The 17,702-nt window shown below is 42.7% G+C and carries 20 protein-coding genes; 14 read left to right on the top strand and 6 right to left on the bottom strand.

Features of this window, described 5'->3' with window-relative positions; all coding sequences use genetic code 11:
- Nucleotides 1–15 precede the first annotated feature (15 nt).
- Nucleotides 16–2,610: an ATP-binding protein gene (locus LOZ91_RS00620; RefSeq protein WP_227523970.1), complete on the top strand. Its 2,595-nt coding sequence runs from the start codon at nucleotides 16–18 to the stop codon at nucleotides 2,608–2,610.
- 94 nt (nucleotides 2,611–2,704) lie between these two features.
- Here LOZ91_RS00620 and grxD read toward each other — a convergent pair whose 3' ends face one another.
- Entirely contained in the window at nucleotides 2,705–3,046 is a 342-nt protein-coding gene (gene grxD, locus LOZ91_RS00625; protein WP_004279738.1) for a Grx4 family monothiol glutaredoxin, read from the bottom strand.
- Between the two features lie 160 nt (nucleotides 3,047–3,206).
- Here grxD and LOZ91_RS00630 point away from each other — a divergent pair, with 160 nt between their 5' ends.
- Complete coding sequence (locus LOZ91_RS00630; protein ID WP_005171669.1) at nucleotides 3,207–4,418, top strand: aspartate aminotransferase family protein; 1,212 nt, start codon at nucleotides 3,207–3,209, stop codon at nucleotides 4,416–4,418.
- 57 nt (nucleotides 4,419–4,475) lie between these two features.
- On the opposite strand, the gene LOZ91_RS00635 is transcribed toward LOZ91_RS00630, so the two are convergent.
- From LOZ91_RS00635 to surE, 3 genes are all read right to left on the bottom strand, one after another.
- Nucleotides 4,476–5,405 carry a LysR family transcriptional regulator gene (locus tag LOZ91_RS00635; protein ID WP_005096486.1) on the bottom strand — a complete coding sequence of 310 codons (930 nt, stop codon included), beginning with the start codon at nucleotides 5,403–5,405 and terminating at the stop codon, nucleotides 4,476–4,478.
- Nucleotides 5,406–5,496: 91 nt separating this feature from the next.
- Nucleotides 5,497–6,327: a peptidoglycan DD-metalloendopeptidase family protein gene (locus tag LOZ91_RS00640; protein WP_005171673.1), complete on the bottom strand. Its 831-nt coding sequence runs from the start codon at nucleotides 6,325–6,327 to the stop codon at nucleotides 5,497–5,499.
- Nucleotides 6,328–6,422: 95 nt separating this feature from the next.
- Nucleotides 6,423–7,211 carry a 5'/3'-nucleotidase SurE gene (gene surE / locus LOZ91_RS00645; protein ID WP_005096484.1) on the bottom strand — a complete coding sequence of 263 codons (789 nt, stop codon included), beginning with the start codon at nucleotides 7,209–7,211 and terminating at the stop codon, nucleotides 6,423–6,425.
- Nucleotides 7,212–7,322: 111 nt separating this feature from the next.
- Here surE and LOZ91_RS00650 point away from each other — a divergent pair, with 111 nt between their 5' ends.
- The 12 genes from LOZ91_RS00650 (at nucleotide 7,323) to LOZ91_RS00705 (ending at nucleotide 16,828) form a co-directional block, all read left to right on the top strand.
- Nucleotides 7,323–7,694 carry a hypothetical protein gene (locus LOZ91_RS00650; protein WP_005096482.1) on the top strand — a complete coding sequence of 124 codons (372 nt, stop codon included), beginning with the start codon at nucleotides 7,323–7,325 and terminating at the stop codon, nucleotides 7,692–7,694.
- Between the two features lie 162 nt (nucleotides 7,695–7,856).
- Complete coding sequence (locus LOZ91_RS00655; protein ID WP_100535430.1) at nucleotides 7,857–8,237, top strand: hypothetical protein; 381 nt, start codon at nucleotides 7,857–7,859, stop codon at nucleotides 8,235–8,237.
- 128 nt (nucleotides 8,238–8,365) lie between these two features.
- Complete coding sequence (gene dacC / locus LOZ91_RS00660; protein WP_005096478.1) at nucleotides 8,366–9,514, top strand: D-alanyl-D-alanine carboxypeptidase PBP5/6; 1,149 nt, start codon at nucleotides 8,366–8,368, stop codon at nucleotides 9,512–9,514.
- A 111-nt stretch (nucleotides 9,515–9,625) separates the two neighbouring features.
- Complete coding sequence (locus tag LOZ91_RS00665; RefSeq protein WP_159515933.1) at nucleotides 9,626–10,156, top strand: gamma carbonic anhydrase family protein; 531 nt, start codon at nucleotides 9,626–9,628, stop codon at nucleotides 10,154–10,156.
- 258 nt (nucleotides 10,157–10,414) lie between these two features.
- Entirely contained in the window at nucleotides 10,415–10,978 is a 564-nt protein-coding gene (locus LOZ91_RS00670) for a PAAR domain-containing protein (RefSeq protein ID WP_228127731.1), read from the top strand.
- A gap of 2 nt (nucleotides 10,979–10,980) precedes the next feature.
- The gene (locus tag LOZ91_RS00675; protein WP_244782504.1) at nucleotides 10,981–11,682 is read left to right on the top strand and encodes a hypothetical protein; all 702 of its coding nucleotides are present in this window, start codon (nucleotides 10,981–10,983) and stop codon (nucleotides 11,680–11,682) included.
- Between the two features lie 19 nt (nucleotides 11,683–11,701).
- Nucleotides 11,702–12,127, top strand: a complete 426-nt coding sequence (locus tag LOZ91_RS00680) for a hypothetical protein (protein WP_225552801.1) — start codon at nucleotides 11,702–11,704, stop codon at nucleotides 12,125–12,127.
- A 167-nt stretch (nucleotides 12,128–12,294) separates the two neighbouring features.
- Nucleotides 12,295–12,780, top strand: coding sequence for an NUDIX hydrolase (locus tag LOZ91_RS00685; protein WP_100328733.1), 486 nt, complete (start codon nucleotides 12,295–12,297; stop codon nucleotides 12,778–12,780).
- A 4-nt stretch (nucleotides 12,781–12,784) separates the two neighbouring features.
- Entirely contained in the window at nucleotides 12,785–13,924 is a 1,140-nt protein-coding gene (mnmA, locus tag LOZ91_RS00690; RefSeq protein WP_180077301.1) for a tRNA 2-thiouridine(34) synthase MnmA, read from the top strand.
- Between the two features lie 7 nt (nucleotides 13,925–13,931).
- Nucleotides 13,932–14,663, top strand: a complete 732-nt coding sequence (hflD, locus tag LOZ91_RS00695) for a high frequency lysogenization protein HflD (protein ID WP_100328735.1) — start codon at nucleotides 13,932–13,934, stop codon at nucleotides 14,661–14,663.
- Nucleotides 14,664–14,717: 54 nt separating this feature from the next.
- Nucleotides 14,718–16,106, top strand: a complete 1,389-nt coding sequence (gene purB / locus LOZ91_RS00700) for an adenylosuccinate lyase (protein ID WP_004730090.1) — start codon at nucleotides 14,718–14,720, stop codon at nucleotides 16,104–16,106.
- 89 nt (nucleotides 16,107–16,195) lie between these two features.
- Nucleotides 16,196–16,828, top strand: a complete 633-nt coding sequence (locus LOZ91_RS00705; RefSeq protein ID WP_180050035.1) for a DUF2238 domain-containing protein — start codon at nucleotides 16,196–16,198, stop codon at nucleotides 16,826–16,828.
- 65 nt (nucleotides 16,829–16,893) lie between these two features.
- Here the strand turns inward: LOZ91_RS00705 and LOZ91_RS00710 are convergent, their stop codons facing one another.
- Entirely contained in the window at nucleotides 16,894–17,130 is a 237-nt protein-coding gene (locus tag LOZ91_RS00710; protein ID WP_218209205.1) for a hypothetical protein, read from the bottom strand.
- A 27-nt stretch (nucleotides 17,131–17,157) separates the two neighbouring features.
- Complete coding sequence (locus LOZ91_RS00715; RefSeq protein ID WP_005096462.1) at nucleotides 17,158–17,619, bottom strand: hypothetical protein; 462 nt, start codon at nucleotides 17,617–17,619, stop codon at nucleotides 17,158–17,160.
- Nucleotides 17,620–17,702: the final 83 nt, after the last annotated feature.

Here is a 17,702-nt window from a genome sequence, read left to right on the forward strand (position 1 = left end):
CAAATTAATTCTTCTATCGCCAGCAACAATACGACAACACCAGAAAATATCCGCTCAGATTTACTTATCTCGGCATTTGAACAAAGCGAAATTCACAACACCCTTGAGCATACCCGCTTAAAATCCACCCAACTGACACACATTCCAAACCTAGAAAAAATTCCGGCGTCGACCAAACGGATCAAGCCCCTGAATAATTTCTTGGGGCAAGACCGCGCACGGGCTTCGGTAGAGGCCGGGATTGCCTTACCTTATTCAGGCTATAATATTTTTGCCGTGGGTACGGCTGGCCTGGGCAAGCGCACCATGGTGAAGCGCCTGCTGCAACAGCATGCCAAAACCATGGAAACACCCAATGATTGGGTTTATGTCAACAACTTTCAAAACCAGCGCCAACCAATAGCTTTGGAGCTGCCTGCCGGTCAGGGTCCAAAATTTCAGGCCATGTTAAACCAAAGCTGGCAAACCATTCTGAAACAGCTTGAACGCCGTTTTACCGCGGAAACCTATCACAACCGCATTGAAATGATTCGCCAGGAAACTGGCGATGAACAGCAACAGGCGCTGATCGAACTCACCAAAGAAGGTGCAGAACTCGATCTGAAACTGATCTCGCGACACGATGAACACTGCTTTGTTCCCGTACATCTGATTGATGACAAATTACAGGAAATGACTCAGGAAGATCTGAATGCGCTGAGCAATCAGGATCGGGCCGAATTGGCAACCAATATGCGCTATATGGACAAAAAACTGGAGCGTCTGGGTTTGCATCTGGGTGATCTGGAAGATGATGCACGCGACCGTGTTCAGATTCTGAATCGTGATATTGCCAAACAGGTGGTGGTGCCACGTGTAGAACAGATTCTCTCCAAGTTCAAACATGTGCAAGGCTTGGAACATTATCTAAAATATTATGCCGAAGATATTATCAATAATGTCGAAATCGTGCTGGAACAGGAAGAGGATGATTTCACCCCGGCACTATTCAGCCGCGTACCGGCACGTTATCAGGCCAACGTGATTATTACCCACAAGCCGAATAGCGGTGCGCCAGTCATCTTTGAAGATTTTCCAACACATTACAATTTACTCGGTCATGTGGAACAGCTAACCCAAAATGGCACGATCACCACGGACTTCACCCTGATTCGTCCGGGAACGTTGCATAAAGCCAATGGCGGCTTTCTGATGCTGGAAGCGGAACAATTGCTGGAACAGCCTTATGCATGGCAAGGTTTGAAGCGTGCGCTTAAATCCGGGCATTTAAAACTGTCTTCGCTTGAGCATATGATCACGCTGACCGGCAGTATTTCAATTGAACCGGCATCGATTCCATTGAACATTAAAGTGATCTTGCTGGCCGAGCCTGAAATTTATTATGAAATTCTAGAGCTTGAACCGGAGCTGGGCAGCATCTTTAAAATCCGTGCTGATTTTACCGATACATTACAACGTAATGACGACAACGAGCAGGCCTATATGCAGCTGATTGCCGACTATGTGCAATCGGATAAATTATTGCCTTTTGACCGTTCTGCTTTGGCTGCACTGCTCACAGATTCCAGCCGTCAGGCCGAAGACCAAAGCTCACTATCATTACATGCCCTGACCTTGGGTGACCTGATTCGTGAAGCGCATCATCATGCCTTTCAGGCCGGTGACAAGATGGTCTCGGAAAAACATATCAATACTGCACTCGATCATCGTAAATATCGCTTAGGCTATTTGCGTGAGTTATACTGGCAGGATCTGACCCGTGGTACACAGCTAATCGAAACCCGTGGCCATCGTCTGGGACAGATTAATGCTTTGTCGGTAATTCATTATGCCGATGTCGAATTTGGCCTTCCTTCACGCCTGACTGCTTCGGTGTATCAAGGGGGTGGTGACATTCTCGACATTGAGCGCAGTGTGGAACTCGGTGGCTCCTTGCATGCCAAAGGCGTGTTATTGATGTCGTCTTTCCTGAAAGCACATTTTGGTCGTGAACAGACCCTGCACTTCTCTGCTGCGCTGGCCTTTGAACAAAGCTATGGTCAGGTCGATGGAGACAGTGCCACAGTCGCGGAACTGTCTGCCCTGCTCTCTGCGATTAGCCAGTTACCGATTGATCAATCCTGGGCCATTACCGGCTCTATGAACCAGTTGGGACAAGTACAGCCAGTGGGCGGTGTCAATGCCAAAATTGAAGGTTTCTTTGATGCCTGCAAGCTGCAAGGTCTGACCGGCAAACAAGGCGTGATTATTCCACGTCAGAATATGCAGCATCTGATGCTGCGTAAAGATGTCACCATTGCTGTCGAAGAAGGTCAGTTCCATATTCACGCGATTGATACCATTGATCAGGCGCTGGAAATCCTGATGGCGCGTCCGGTCGGCACCTTGGATAAAAAAGGTCGCTATAGCAAAAATTCAATCTATGCCGCGGTGATGGCACAGCTGGATTACTGGCAAGCGATTGAAGATGGTGGTGAGCTGGTCGAATTACCGAAGAAAAAGAAAAAAAAGAAGAAGAAAAAAGACAAGAAGCAAATTGTTGAGCCACACACTGAACTTGAAGCAGGTCATGCAATAGCTCAAAAGGCAAATGCAGCAACAGAAGATTAATCCGGTCGTTGCTCTATCTTTAAAATAGCAATAAAAAAGCGCTTCTCAATGAAGCGCTTTTTTAACATCTGGCTTGATTTAAATCTTAATTTAATTAAGCATCAGCTGCCGGGCTGTACTGTTCAACCAAAGGCTTTAATTCACCTTTTTGGAACATGTCGAGCATGATATCGCTCCCACCGATCAACTCACCATTGATCCAAAGCTGTGGAAATGTCGGCCAGTTGGCGATTTGTGGTAACATCGCACGAATGTCCTGATTTTCCAGAATGTTTACATAAGCAAACGGACGACCAATCTGACTGAGTGCTTCTACTGCACGTGCAGAAAAACCACATTGTGGAAATTGCGGTGTGCCTTTCATATAAAGAAGTACTGCATGTTTAGCAATTTGGTCACGAATTAACGCTTCGGTATCGCGTGCTTGTTCAGTCATTGATAAATCCTCAACTCATCTGTCTGGCATTATACCCAAATCCAGACAAAACAGTATGTCTAAAGCAATAATTCCAATTTTATTTACAATTACCCTTTAAATCTGAGCGGGTTTTTGCTTATATAAGTTTTTCTTTCCACCTAACAGTTAAGAGTTAGTCATGAATAATATTACCCTCGCACCGGTACAAACTGATCAACCTTCTCACTTGATGCCTGTATTTGGCCGTCAACCGATCAGCTTTGTCCGAGGACGAGGTGCATATCTTTATACCGAAGATGGTACAGAGTATTTAGATGCATTAACCGGAATTGCAGTATGTGGTCTGGGTCATGCGCATCCAGTCATTGCCGAAGCAATTGCTGATCAGGCTGCGACCTTGATTCATACCAGCAACCTGTTTGAAGTGCCTTGGCAAACTGCGGCAGCACAAAAACTGGCCGAAGTCGCGGGTATGGAAGAAGTATTCTTCTCCAACAGTGGCGCAGAATCAAATGAAGGTGCAATCAAAATTGCACGTAAATTCGGTCATATGCAAGGCATTGCTTCACCCAAAATTATTGTGGCGGATCGTTCTTTCCATGGCCGTACCATGGCCACCCTTTCTGCAACAGGCAATAAAAAAGTTCAGGAAGGCTTTGGCCCGCTGGTCGAAGGTTTTATTCGTGTACCTTTTGGTGATCTCGAAGCGATTGAAGAGGCAGCGCTTCATCATCCGGATATTGTAGCCATTTTAGTTGAGCCCATTCAGGGTGAAGGTGGTGTAAATACCGCACCTCAAGGTTTCAGCTATCTTGAAGAGATTCGTCAAATCTGTAACCAGCACAACTGGTTGATGATGCTAGACGAAGTGCAAACCGGGAATGGCCGTACGGGCAAATATTTTGCTTATCAGCACACCAGCATTATTCCTGATGTACTGACCACAGCCAAAGGCTTGGGTAATGGTTTCCCGATTGGCGCCGTCATGACTCAAGGTCGTGGTGTAGGTGTACTAACTGCCGGTAATCATGGTTCGACTTATAGTGGTACAGCTTTGGGTTCACGTGTGGTCTACACCATTCTCGATATTATGCAAAAAGAAAATATCGTCGCCAATGCTGCGGAAAAAGGCGCTTATATCGTGGATCAGTTACGCAACAAACTGGCCGATCAAAATGTGAGCGTGCGTGGTTTCGGTCTGATGATCGGAATTGAATTACCGAAAGAATGTACTGAGCTGGTCGCAATTGCACGTGATGAATACAAAACCATCATCAATGTGACTGCCGGTAATGTGGTTCGCCTGTTGCCTACCCTGAACATTACTCAGGAACAGGCTGATCAGCTGATTGAGCGTTTAGTGAAAATGATCAACGCTTTTTTGGCCTAAACCCTGCGCTTAAAAACAAAAAAGCCGCTTGAAAGCGGCTTTTTTATATTCTGTATCTTATGATGCGGCTTGTAAAATACGCCCACCAGAAATCTGGTCAAAATATTGTTTCAATGTATCTAGGCAACGAAGAATTTTTGTCGGTTGTTGCTCACGTTTCGGCATGACTGCATATAGTGTAATCGGTGGAAGTCGCCATTCAGGCAAAACTTCAACCAAAGTGCCATTCAGTAAGTCTTTTTTCGCATCGAGATATAAAATCTTGGCAATCCCATTGCCCTGCAAGCACATCGATTTTGCCACCAGACCATTATTGGTACTGAAACGGGATTTCAATTCAAAATCGGCTTTTTCTGCAGTATTGACATTTTGAAACTGGAAATACTGATGATTTTTGATATGGGTCAAAGGCAGCACATCATGATTTTTAAGATCATCAGGACGTGAAATAATGGTGCTCTGATTAATATAACTCGGTGTCGCCACCAGAATTTGCTCAATCTGCATCAATGGCACCACCTGAAGATTGTGCTCATCATTTTTCTGTTCAAATCTTAAGGCGATATCGATACGCCCATCGAACAAATCAACCTCATGATTATTGGTTTCCAGATGTACTGCCAGGCCACGATGTGCGGACATCCAGTGAGAAAGTGCAGGAATCACATGATTCGCGCACAATTCTGGCAAAGCGACAATGCGCAGTTCACCCACAAGATCATCGCGTAATTCATTGATTCGGACTTTACCGCGCTCTGCAGCAGATAGCATTTCCTGGCAACTGTAGAAAAAAGCTTGTCCCGCTTCCGTCAAACTTAACTTTCTCGTTGAACGATTTAAAAGTACCACTTCCATATCATGTTCTAATGAGCGAATTTGTTGACTCACGGCGCTGGTCGTAATCCCTAATTCACGGGCAGCACCGCTAAACGAGTTTTTTTCTACAACACAAGCAAAAACACCCATTGCTCGAAGTTGATCTAACATAAATTTCCCTCTAAACTTATGAGATGCCTCATCATTTGATAAAAGCAACTTATTGTATTATACGGCGAAATTCACGTTTTGCATTATTTATTTAATTGTTTGGTAAAACTGTAGTTGGATTAATCGGTTTGCCGTCTAAGCGCACCTGAAATTCAAGCATGGTTCGCGTTGTACCAGTTGAACCCATTTCTGCAATTTTTTGCCCCGCTTTTACATTCTGTCCGCTTTTTACATCCAGTTTGCTGTTATGGGCATAAGCCGTAATATAGCCATTAATATGCTTCACCAACACCAGATTGCCATATTCTTTCAGGCCATCTGCAGCATAAACAACCTGCCCGTCTGCTGCTGCAAACACCGGATCACCGACATTGCCGTTATAGCGTGTGCCTTTGATATTAGATGCCAGATTATACTGCTGCAAAACTGGGCCATTAGACGGTTTTACCCAACCTAAACCCGCGGCAGTAGAGACGGGTGTCATTGGCGCCGGCGTGCTCACACGCGGTGTAGTCTGCACGGTGGTCGCTGGTGTAACTGGTGCCGGTGTTGGTACTGCAATCGTTTGACGCTGGATAGGGGCTGCCTGAGTCACTGCCTGCGTGCTGGTACTGCGACGTACGGTATTATTTTTCAGGCGGATCGACTGTCCCACATAAATCCGGTAAGGTGCAGCAATATCATTCATCTCGGCAACACTGATATAGTTCAGTCCATAACGTGCTGCGATCCCACTCAATGTATCTCCTGAACGTACCGTATAGAAATCAGGAGCTGTCGCATAACGCGTCGCATTATTTACTTGAGGTTTGGTGGCACAACCGGTGATTACTCCTGTAGAAATAACAACGGTTGATAAAACTAGGGTTTTAATCAGGGCTGCAGGCGAAGCAACAACACATTTCGGTAACACCAAGAACATTATCTTCCTCTCTAAGATCTATACGGTTGCAAAATCCCGTTAAGATTAGCAAAGTTTTACTGCAATATACTTGCAATCGCGAGTTTTTCACAAAGTTATAACACTGAGAACGCATTTTCTGCCAATTGTGTTTGAAGATTCCGCAAAACCTCATAGTTGGTGGCATCCATCTGAATCGGAGTAATGCTGACATAGCCATTGGCCACAGCAAAGAAGTCCGAGTCAATCTCGCTCAACCCTTGCTTGGGTTCTGCTACTGCTTCTCCAGACAGTCCAATCCAGTACACCTGACGACCACGTGGGTCAACATGACTGGTGATGGGCTTCGACTGACGGCGGCGGCCTTGATAAGTCACTTTTTCACCCTGTAATTCAGCCATATCCGGAATATTGATATTGAAAATATGACGCTCAGGAAGAACCGGCAAACCGCGTGCAATAAAATCATGCACCCAGTTGGCAGCCAGCTGATAATCCTGAGGGTGTTGATAGCTGCGTACATTCGGCCCACTCAATGACACCGCAATAGCAGGATGTTTACTTAAGCGACCTTCAAAGGCTGCCCCGACTGTACCGGAATACAAGACATCATCCCCCAGATTGGCACCACTATTAATACCGCTGACCACCAGATCAAATTCAAAGTCAAACAGGCCGTTCATAGCCAGATAAACACAATCTGCCGGAGTACCATTGACAGCCCAGACATCGGGAGAAATCTGAATCGGGCGTAAAGGTCGGTCCAGAGTCAAAGCACTGGAGTAACCACTGCGCTCACTTTCTGGCGCTACAATAACAATTCTCCCTAAAGGTTTTAGAGCCTGTGCCAATGCCTGAATACCCGGTGCAAACACACCATCATCATTTGAAACTAAAATATTCACTGAAAAATCTCGTCGCGCTAAAAAATGACTGGTTAGGACATTTAATTGTATTAGTGCTGGAATTATATATATTTACTGCTCGACATCCATCTTTAAAATATGTGGCTCAAGATGATTAAAAAATTCTCTTTATTTAGTGCTTTCGCTTTAAGCCTGGCAGTATCTGTTTCTCCTTCAGTTATGGCGAGCGAGCTGACTGTTGACGAAAACAATACCATTGTGAAAGAAGACATCGCATCGGCACAAGTCATGGCTGAGGTTTGCCCGGCTATGATTGGCCAAAATGCAAAATTAGACAGCATTATTCAGACTCTCATCCAGTCTTATCTTGCAGACTACTCAGATAAAGGCATGAGCTATCAAAAACTACAGGCAGATAGCGAATATAAATCTTTACTGGAAGAAGCTCGTCAGGGTGCAAAACAAACCAGTACTGACGAACAAAAAACCGTATGCGAAGAGATTCTGGATTACCAGGGCTAAGCTAGATAAATCTTCAAATAAGACGGTGTAAACATCGTCTTATTTTCTCTTACAGATTTCTTCATAATTCTACAGCTTCGCTACATTTTCCCACTTTTCAATTTCAAAAATAAGTTTAAGCTAGGCAAATTATTGTTCTAAATCTATTTTTTGAGTTTTTTAATGAAATATCCATTACTTCAAGCCATGACACTTTGTGCAGCTTCTGCCGTGACTCTTTTAGGAACATCTGCATTTGCAGCCAATGAAAATATCAATGTCACGCCAACCCAGCAAGTGACCAAGCAGGAACTGGCTGCGATTTATGTTCTTTCAGAAATCTGCCCGAGCATGGTTAAGGACAAGTCACAGTTCAATCAGGGCTATACCAAGCTGGTGACTGAATATATGCCAGGTCAGCGCAATCCGGTTGCAAGCTTAAACCAGATGGTTCAACAGAACGATTTCCGCAGTATTCTGGCTGAAGCACAATCTGATGCCAAGAAAGCTGGCAAGAAAAAAAATCAGGTGATTTGTAATGAATTAACCACCTATAACAATTAACCTGCTTTTCTGCCGATTACTTACAATACTTTTGAAATAAGACCGGGTTTCCCATAGAAGTCCGCCTAGCTTTATCCTAAAATGCTAGGCTCTTCGTGCTTACATCAAGATATAGGAACCCACTAGAAATGACCCAAAAAACTGCCCTTGCTGCATTATTATTAGTTCCTAGTTTTAGCTTTGCAGCAACTGTCCTATCTGCACCACCAGAATTGAATAATAAATCCTACGTGCTAATGGACTATGAGACAGGGCAACTTCTCGCTTCAAAAAATGAAAATGAAAAATTAGCCCCTGCTTCAATGACCAAGATGATGACCAGCTACATCATCGAACAAAAACTATTGAGCGGTGAACTCACTGAAGATGAACAGGTTCGCATGAATGAGTCAGCATGGTGTCGCGGTAGTAGCGCGGAATCATGTATGTATGTGCCTTTAAACGGTACGGCCACTGCACTTGAAATGCTGCGCGGAATTATTATTCAATCGGGTAATGATGCATCTAAGGCTATGGCTGAACATATTGCAGGGAACGAGGGTACCTTTGCACATATGATGAATCAGGAAGCCAAACGTATTGGTATGACCAATACCAGCTTTATCAATTCAACCGGTATGCCTGCTGAAGGTCATTATTCGACTGCCAAAGATATGGCAACGCTGGCACAGCACATCATTAAAGACAGTTCCAAGTATTATCCGATTTATGCTGAAAAAGAATTTACCTTTAATGGCATCAAGCAAGGTAACCGTAATGCCCTGCTGTATACCGACCCAAGTGTAGATGGCTTAAAAACTGGTCATACCAATGAAGCAGGGTACTGCTTGACCACCTCGTCTAAACGCGGCCCTACTCGCTTGATTTCAGTTATTTTTGGTGCACCAACCATGCAGGAACGTGCAACGCAGACACGTGAATTGCTGGCTTGGGGTTATGCAAACTTCGAAACCAAAAATGTTCAACCAGCTAAACAGGTACTTGCTAAAGCCAAAGTCTGGTTCGGTAAGGAAGATGAAGTTCAAATCGGACTTGCTGAAAACTTTAACGTGACCATGCCGAAAGGTCAGGCCAATGCGATTAAAACCCAGCTGGTGGTTCAACCGAAACTGACTGCACCATTACAACCGGGGCAAGTTGTCGGTAAATATGTTGCAACTCTGGATGGTAAAGTCATTTCAGAAAAACCTCTTGTGGCTTTGAATGCAGTGGAAGAAGCGGGTTTCTTCGCGCGTATGCTCGACCATATCAAACAGTTCTTTAGCAACTTGTTCTAAGTCTAAACAGACCATTTCAGTCTTGGACTAAGACCAAAGCACTCATTCAGATGGGTGCTTTTTATTTTATACTATGCACATGATCCTTCATCATTTATCGGACAGATCGTTATGAGCCAAAATATTCGTTCTTATTTAGATACGACCCCACAGATTGATGCTTCCTGTTATGTCGATCCGATGGGAATTGTGGTCGGCGATGTGATCTTGGCTGAAAATGTTTCGGTATGGCCTTTTGCTGTAATTCGGGGTGATGTGAATCATATTCGGATTGGTAAAAACTCAAATGTACAAGATCACTCGATGTTGCATGTCAGCCATAAGAAAGCCGATAAGCCTGAAGGTTCGCCTTTAATTATTGGTGAAGATGTCACCATTGGTCATCATGTCAAACTACATGGTTGTACCATTGGCAATCGTGTTTTGGTCGGTATTGGTACGATTATTCTGGATGATGTGATTGTTGAAGATGATGTCATGATTGGTGCAGGTTCGCTTGTTCCACCGAATAAGGTTTTGGAAAGCGGTTATTTGTATGTGGGCAGCCCTGTGAAAAAAGTGCGTCCGCTGACAGATAAAGAAAAAGCATTTTTACCGTATTCAGCGCAGAATTATGTGAAGGTGTCGGGGAATTACAAGTAAAAAAATTATTTAAAGCAGATCCTCTAAAGCAAAATTTTCAGCATGATGATTCCAAGTTCATCATGCTTCTGATATGCTTAAAACATAATAAATTATCATTATAGCAATTTTAATAAAAATATATACTTACAAGAAAAACCCAATATAAAAGTATGAATAATTTTTCTATAAAAGCGAGTTAGTTTCTCATATTTTGAATATATCGTTGTTATTAAAAGTATCTTTATTCATGTTAACAATATACCAATAAGAATTTAAATGATGACACGTCCTTTCGGCATTCAAGGTTCCACGACTTCACACGGTGGAATAGTTATGGCAAGCCAGTCCAGGATTACCCAAATGGGGATCTCCTTCTTAAGAGTTGGTGATGGTTTTGCTTGTCCCAAATGTAATATGTGGTCAACACTAATTAAAAGCCATGATCATGTCATTATGGATGGGAAAGCAGTGGCTTATGCAGGTGATCACTTTAGCTGTGGGGCAATCTTAATGCCAAAGCAAGTTCATGTGGTTGGAGCTCCTCAGCATACTGTACATGCCTTTCTGCAACAAAAAAGAAACCTATATTCAAGTACCCAAAATTTCGTAGAGAATCCTATTCCTGTAGAAGAACATGGACTAAAGTTCCAGCTCATAAATAAAAAATTCAATATACCTGTAAATGGATATTTTTATCTATTAACAACAAATGATGGGAAAGAACAGAGCGGCTTTACAGATCATGATGGTTTTACTGAAATCTTGCATACAGGAATTAAATCAGAACAAGTCGATCTACATGTTTTTGACTTTTCCCACCCCATGAATAAATGGGAATAATGATGGAAACCACAAAATTAGCCTCTGCCTATAGTCGCATCATTTCTGGAAATTCTAATATTTGGGAAGCCTTTCCAGAGGAAAAAAAAGTCTGTGAATTTTCAGAACCATTATGCAACAGTGTTATTAAAGTACGAAATTACTATATTGCTCGTCCTTACAACTTTTTGATGAGCTTAGATCAATGGTCGAGTATCACAAATAAGATAGAGTTACTTACAGCTATCAGGTTTGGGATGGAATGGGATACTAATAATTTGCCTGAAGGGTATTTATCAGATCCTGCATTTCATACTCAAATGTATGTAAAGTTTCATAACTATCTAATGAAAAATGTGATGCGCGAAGCTCCTAAAATTGTAGCTGAATTTCAAAAAGCTGTGTTTAAGGCTCGGTTTCTTACGACTTTTACCATTGATGAAGTAAAAGATATTCCTTATTTAAACACCCAAGATCAATTAAAATCTGCTCTAATTAAAGCTAAGAAACTACAAAATCAGATTGATAAAATTAATATTGTTGATGCTACAAGAGATATGTTTTTAATCCAAAATAACAAAGGGCCGATTACAATTAATAAAAATATGTTTATTGATGTTTTTAAACAGGATTTTAATCCAAATATGATTCAAATATTAAAATCTCAAGGCCTATACTTAGGTGATCCAGTCAATGTCATGTATAAAAAAATTAATAACCCTTAGTTCATTATGTTTCATATTTTTGGCAAGTTGTTCACTCGCCTCTCAAACCGACATAAATAGTGAAGCACTAAAAAATGCCAATCGAGGAATAGTAGGTACATTGTTGTCCGATGCCAAAGTGTACCAAATTGCCTCCTCATCTGAATTATCTCCATTAACGCAACAGTTACTATTTTCGACACTGGAAAAAATCGCTGTGATTCGAGGCTATGAGCAAACGATTGGTAAGTCTTATCGTTTTGATGAAGACTTAAACATTGCTCAAATCAATCAAATCTGTTGGATGGGTGTTTTTCTGCAAAAATATAAGCAATATTTACCCACTAAAATTGACAAAAATGAGAGCTACATCTGGGTTGATGCTTATGTTAAGCATTGGCAACACGACTTGAATGAATCTTATCGTGATACATTGATTGAAAATGACTGCAGAAAATCAGATTAATTAAATGTATGACTCATAATCTGATTGAGCGGGATACTGATTATATTTGGTTTATTTCCCATTTCTCACATGTAAAGGAGATAACACCTTAAAGAAAAAACTGATCATCATAGCCACACACCCCAAAATTTTATACAATAGTGCATCTTTATCCATGGTGCTGTTCTATGACCGCTTGGACTGCTCACGTCACTGTCGCAACCGTCATCGAAAAAGACGGAAAATTCCTGTTTGTCGAAGAACATACAGAAGCTGTGACACACCCAGTATTTAATCAGCCAGCAGGTCATGTGGAATGCGGTGAAACCATTATCGAAGCCGCAATTCGTGAAACCATGGAAGAGACCGGACATACGGTTGAAGTGACCCATCTTTTAGGGATGTATACCTATACCCCGCCCATGTTTCCGGATCGTACTTATTTTCGTTTCTGCTTTTTAGCCAAATCCACTGACTACGACCCAAATGCCGCTTTAGATACGGATATTGTCGGCGCAGTCTGGATGACATTGGACGAACTGAAAGAATCGGCGCGTGCCCGTAGTCCCCTGGTGATTAAAGCCGTGCAAGATGCCCTGTCAGGTCAAAAATACCCTTTATCGCTCATTTACGAGCACCAAAACTCTCCCTTAATTTCAAATTTGGATGCCTAATCCTATGCAACAACGTGTCATCGTCGGTATGTCGGGTGGTGTAGATTCATCTGTTTCTGCTGCGCTTTTAATTCAACAGGGTTATCAGGTTGAAGGTCTTTTCATGAAGAACTGGGAAGAAGATGACGGCACAGAATATTGCACGGCGATGGATGACCTTGCCGATGCTCAGGCCGTCTGCGACAAAATCGGGATTAAACTGCATACCGCAAACTTTGCCATGGAATATTGGGATCGTGTATTCGAGCATTTTTTAGCAGAATATGCGGCTGGCCGTACCCCAAACCCAGACATTTTATGTAATAAAGAAATTAAATTCCGTGCCTTTCTAGATCATGCGGTGAACTTGGGTGCAGACTTTATTGCCACAGGTCATTACTGTCGTCGCGGTGCAACCATGACCAATTCGCGCGGTGAAGAATACGCACCACTCTTACGTGGTGTTGATCAGAATAAGGATCAAACCTATTTCCTGCATGCCGTACATGGTCGTGAAATTAACAAGACATTATTCCCTGTCGGTGAAATTGAAAAGCCGCAAGTCCGTAAAATCGCTGAAGAATTAGATCTTGCTACGGCAAAGAAAAAAGACTCGACCGGGATCTGCTTTATTGGCGAACGCCGATTTAATGACTTCTTGAAGCAATATTTACCGGCACAACCCGGAAAAATCGTGCTGGAAGACGGTAAAGAGGTTGGTGATCATCACGGCTTAATGTACTATACGCTCGGTCAACGCGGCGGCATCGGTATTGGCGGAATGAAAGGCGTCGCGGAAGGTGCCTGGTTCGTATTACATAAAGATATCGAAGGCAATCGTCTGGTGGTGGGTCAAGGCCATGAGCACCCACTGATGCAAAGCACCATGCTTTGGAGTGAAGCAATTGACTGGGTGGCCGGCGAGCAGGATATTCCTGAAACAGGTTTCCGTTGCACGGCCAAAACCCGTTACCGTCAGACTGATCAAGCCTGTACGGTGTACCAAGATTCAGAATCACCCAATGGTGTACGTGTGGAGTTTGATGAACCACAACGTGCAGTGACCCCAGGTCAAAGTGTGGTGTTTTATTCAGGTGAAGTTTGTTTAGGCGGTGGTGTGATTCATCATACCAATGCACCTAAACCTGATTTTATAAAAGGATGAATTCGGCATGACGGAGTTACCATTTCAACCAGCCACAACGTTGAATACTCGTCAAAATCGCGCTTTGGCGTTAGCGGGTGTGTTTCAGGCCACCCAGCTGACCCATATGACCGCATTGAGTGGTCAGCAAAGTATTGGTGAAAACGGTAACTTTTATTTTGAACAGTTGATTAAAGCCAGTCTCAATATTCGTCCCGGCAATAACGAAAATGCCCAGACCCTAGACTTTTTTAATCAACTGGCCGATATTTCCTTAGGCTTAAAAACATTAGAAAGCAGCATTATTCAACCCTTCAATACTTCACCAAAATCCAGAATTCCAAAACTTTCCAGCACCAAACTTCCAATGAGCTATGCCATGGCACTTCTTCAATTAGAAAAGAAGGTCTATAGCAATCCCCAATTTGTTGAAATTATTGAACAGTCCCAACAGAAAATTCTCAGACAGCTTTCCTTTTTCGATAACAATTACCTGCACCCCAGTATCATTGCCAATCTGGCTCAAACCTATGTCGATACTGCGGGATCAATCAATCCGCGCATCATGGTTCGTGGCAATGCCGAAGCCTTTAAAGATGCCGGACATACCAACCGCATCCGTGCTTCCCTCTTTACCGGTTTGCAAATGGCGCACCTGTGGCGTCAGCTTGGTGGCAGCTCCTGGGGCATGGTATTTGGCAAACGCAAGTTGCTAAAAGATATTCAGAATCTGGCGCGTTTACAGTTTCAGGTGGTTTAACTGATACTGCACGTGTTTCGTTTTACGTTTAATTCCAAAATCTAAGGAATCGATATGAACGCTTTAACTGCACTTTCTCCACTAGATGGACGTTACGCGAGCAAATGTGATGCTCTACGTCCCTTTCTTTCTGAGTTTGGTTTAATCCATGCTCGTGTGACTGTTGAAGTGCGTTGGTTACAGGCGCTTGCGAACCACCCGGAAATTACTGAAGTTCCGGCGTTTTCAGGCGAAACTAATGCAGCGCTTGATGCGATTGTAAGCAATTTCTCTGAAGATGATGCCAATCGCATCAAAGAGATCGAACGCACCACCAACCACGACGTTAAAGCGGTTGAATATTTCCTGAAAGAAAAAATTGCCAATATCGATGAATTGAAAAATGCCGGTGAATTCATTCACTTTGCATGTACTTCTGAAGATATTAACAACCTGTCACATGCTTTAATGCTGAAAAGCGGTCGTGATGTACTGGTTGCATCTATGCAGCAAATCATTGATTCAGTTGTTGCACTTTCTGAAAAGCATGCTGACCAGCCAATGTTGTCTCGTACGCATGGTCAAACTGCAAGCCCAACGACGTTGGGTAAAGAAATGGCGAACGTGGCTTACCGCCTTGCACGTCAAATCAAACAGTTCAAAAATGTTGAACTTCTAGGCAAAATCAATGGTGCAGTAGGTAACTACAATGCGCACTATTCTGCTTACCCAGACATCAACTGGCCGGCACATTCACAAGCATTTGTAGAATCTTTGGGTCTAGATTTCAACCCGTACACCACGCAAATCGAGCCACATGACTACATGGCTGAACTGTTTGATGCCCTGCGTCGTTTCAACACTATTCTGATCGATTTTAACCGTGATGTTTGGGGTTATATCTCGCTTGGTTTCTTCAAGCAAAAGCTAAAAGATGGCGAAGTCGGTTCTTCAACCATGCCGCATAAAGTAAACCCGATTGACTTCGAAAACTCTGAAGGTAACTTGGGTCTTGCCAATGCTGTACTTGCACACTTGGGTGAAAAACTGCCAATTTCTCGCTGGCAGCGTGACCTGACTGACTCTACTGTACTACGTAACATGGGTGTTGGTTTTGCACAAAGCTTAATTGCTTTCGAAGCATGTGCTAAAGGGATCGGCAAACTTGAACTCAATGCTGCACGTATCAATGAAGATTTAGACAATGCGCAAGAAGTGTTGGCTGAACCGATTCAAACTGTAATGCGTCGTTACAACGTTGAAAAACCATACGAAAAATTAAAAGCCCTGACTCGTGGTCAGGCCATGACTCGCGACATGATGGTTGATTTCGTAAACGGTAACGAGTTAGAAGCGGTTCCTGCTGCTGATCGTGCGCGTCTAGCTGAAATGACACCTGCTTCTTATACAGGTAATGCTGCTGAACAGGCCAAACAAGTGGCTGAGCTGATTGCTAAAATCTAATTTAAAATAAGACCAAAAGGCGAAGCTCAGGCTTCGCCTTTTTATTTATAATGTATTTTATTCTAAAAACGATATTTCATCATAACGACATGATTGAGCAGCGACTTTCCGCCAAGCATTATGCGAGCCTGGGCATTTTAATTCTTGCTATTATATTGGCCAGTATTCATCCTTTAGAACTGGAAGCTTATCTCTTGCATCAGGCCGGTACAGCTTTCATGCTTATCATGCTGCTGGTCTGTCTATATAAAATTGGGCTGCATTTTTTAAGTTTTAATTTATATATCCTTTTCCTGATTGTTCATGTGATTGCTGCACACTATCTGTATTCCTATGTGCCTTATAACCAGTGGATTGAGCAGATTTTTGGCTTTCATCTGAATGAAGCAATGCATTGGTCACGCAATATGTTTGACCGTTTTGTTCATCTGGCCTACGGATTACTCCTTTACCCCATTTTCTATCGCCTGTTTCAGGTCTGGTTGCCGCAGCAAAAACCTGTGGTCATTTTCCTGCTGGTGATTCAGTTTGTGGTGGCCAGTAGCATGATCTATGAATGGCTGGAATGGTTGATCGCGATTGGCTTATCTCCCGAAGAAGCGGAGAACTATAATGGACAGCAAGGTGATAGCTGGGATGCGCATAAAGACATCTTGCTTGCCACATTAGGCGCGATATTTACGGGTAGTCTCATGCTCTTACAAAGAAGCCCACCGAAGTGAGCTTTTAAAATCAAAATCTCATTGAATTAAGGTTTGTACTCAACTATTACATTCATATTCTGCAATTATGGGAGTGGGCAATATTGCATCCAGTCATCTTTCATTTTTTGCAGTTCATTACCCGTCAACATTTCGCTGTAATAAATAAAATAGCTTGCATCAGGATATTGAATTTCATGTCTATACATCATCCCACGTAGAGAAATAGAAAATTCTTCTGGGAAATCATTCAAGTTCAATTCTTCAAACTCGTAATTAAAATAACAGTTTTGTGTTGCAAGATATGCTTCAGCTATAGCCATGTTTCTGCTCTAACAATAAAATATGCTTTATTTTATCCGATTAGCTGTAGGGATGTTTTGCATTTCAGTTGGTTCAATCCATTGAACAAACTTAGATTCTGACAAATGTGGATATTTGAACTTATCTAAATATTCAAAGCAGACCTTTTGAGCTTTCGGCATTTTCTCTAGATGCTGATCGAAGAGTAAATGGCGACTATATTGAGCACCATCAAAGCGAATAATCACACCTTCAAACTCCTTACCACCTCGAGTTTTATGCACCTGATAAGACTGCACCACACCACATGCCTTCGATGGAATAACAGGCGGATCATCTGGCTTTAACACAGCATATAGAATAAAGAGACATGTGCCCGGGATAAAACCCAGCCAAAATAAAAGTTTTTTTTGATCTTCATTTTGTAACTTGGCTTCAGCGTACAATGCACATGCTATCGGACAGATCGCGATAGTCAGAAAACCTAAAACAAGAATAAGGGTGAGCATGCCAGTAAAAGCCGCATTGAATTAGATCTTTTATAGCATACTAACAATAACCTAAGGCATAAAAAAGCTCACCGCAGTGAGCT

The sequence above is a fragment of the Acinetobacter sp. F-1 genome (assembly GCF_022869025.1).
Taxonomy (GTDB): Bacteria; Pseudomonadota; Gammaproteobacteria; order Pseudomonadales; family Moraxellaceae; genus Acinetobacter; species Acinetobacter pseudolwoffii.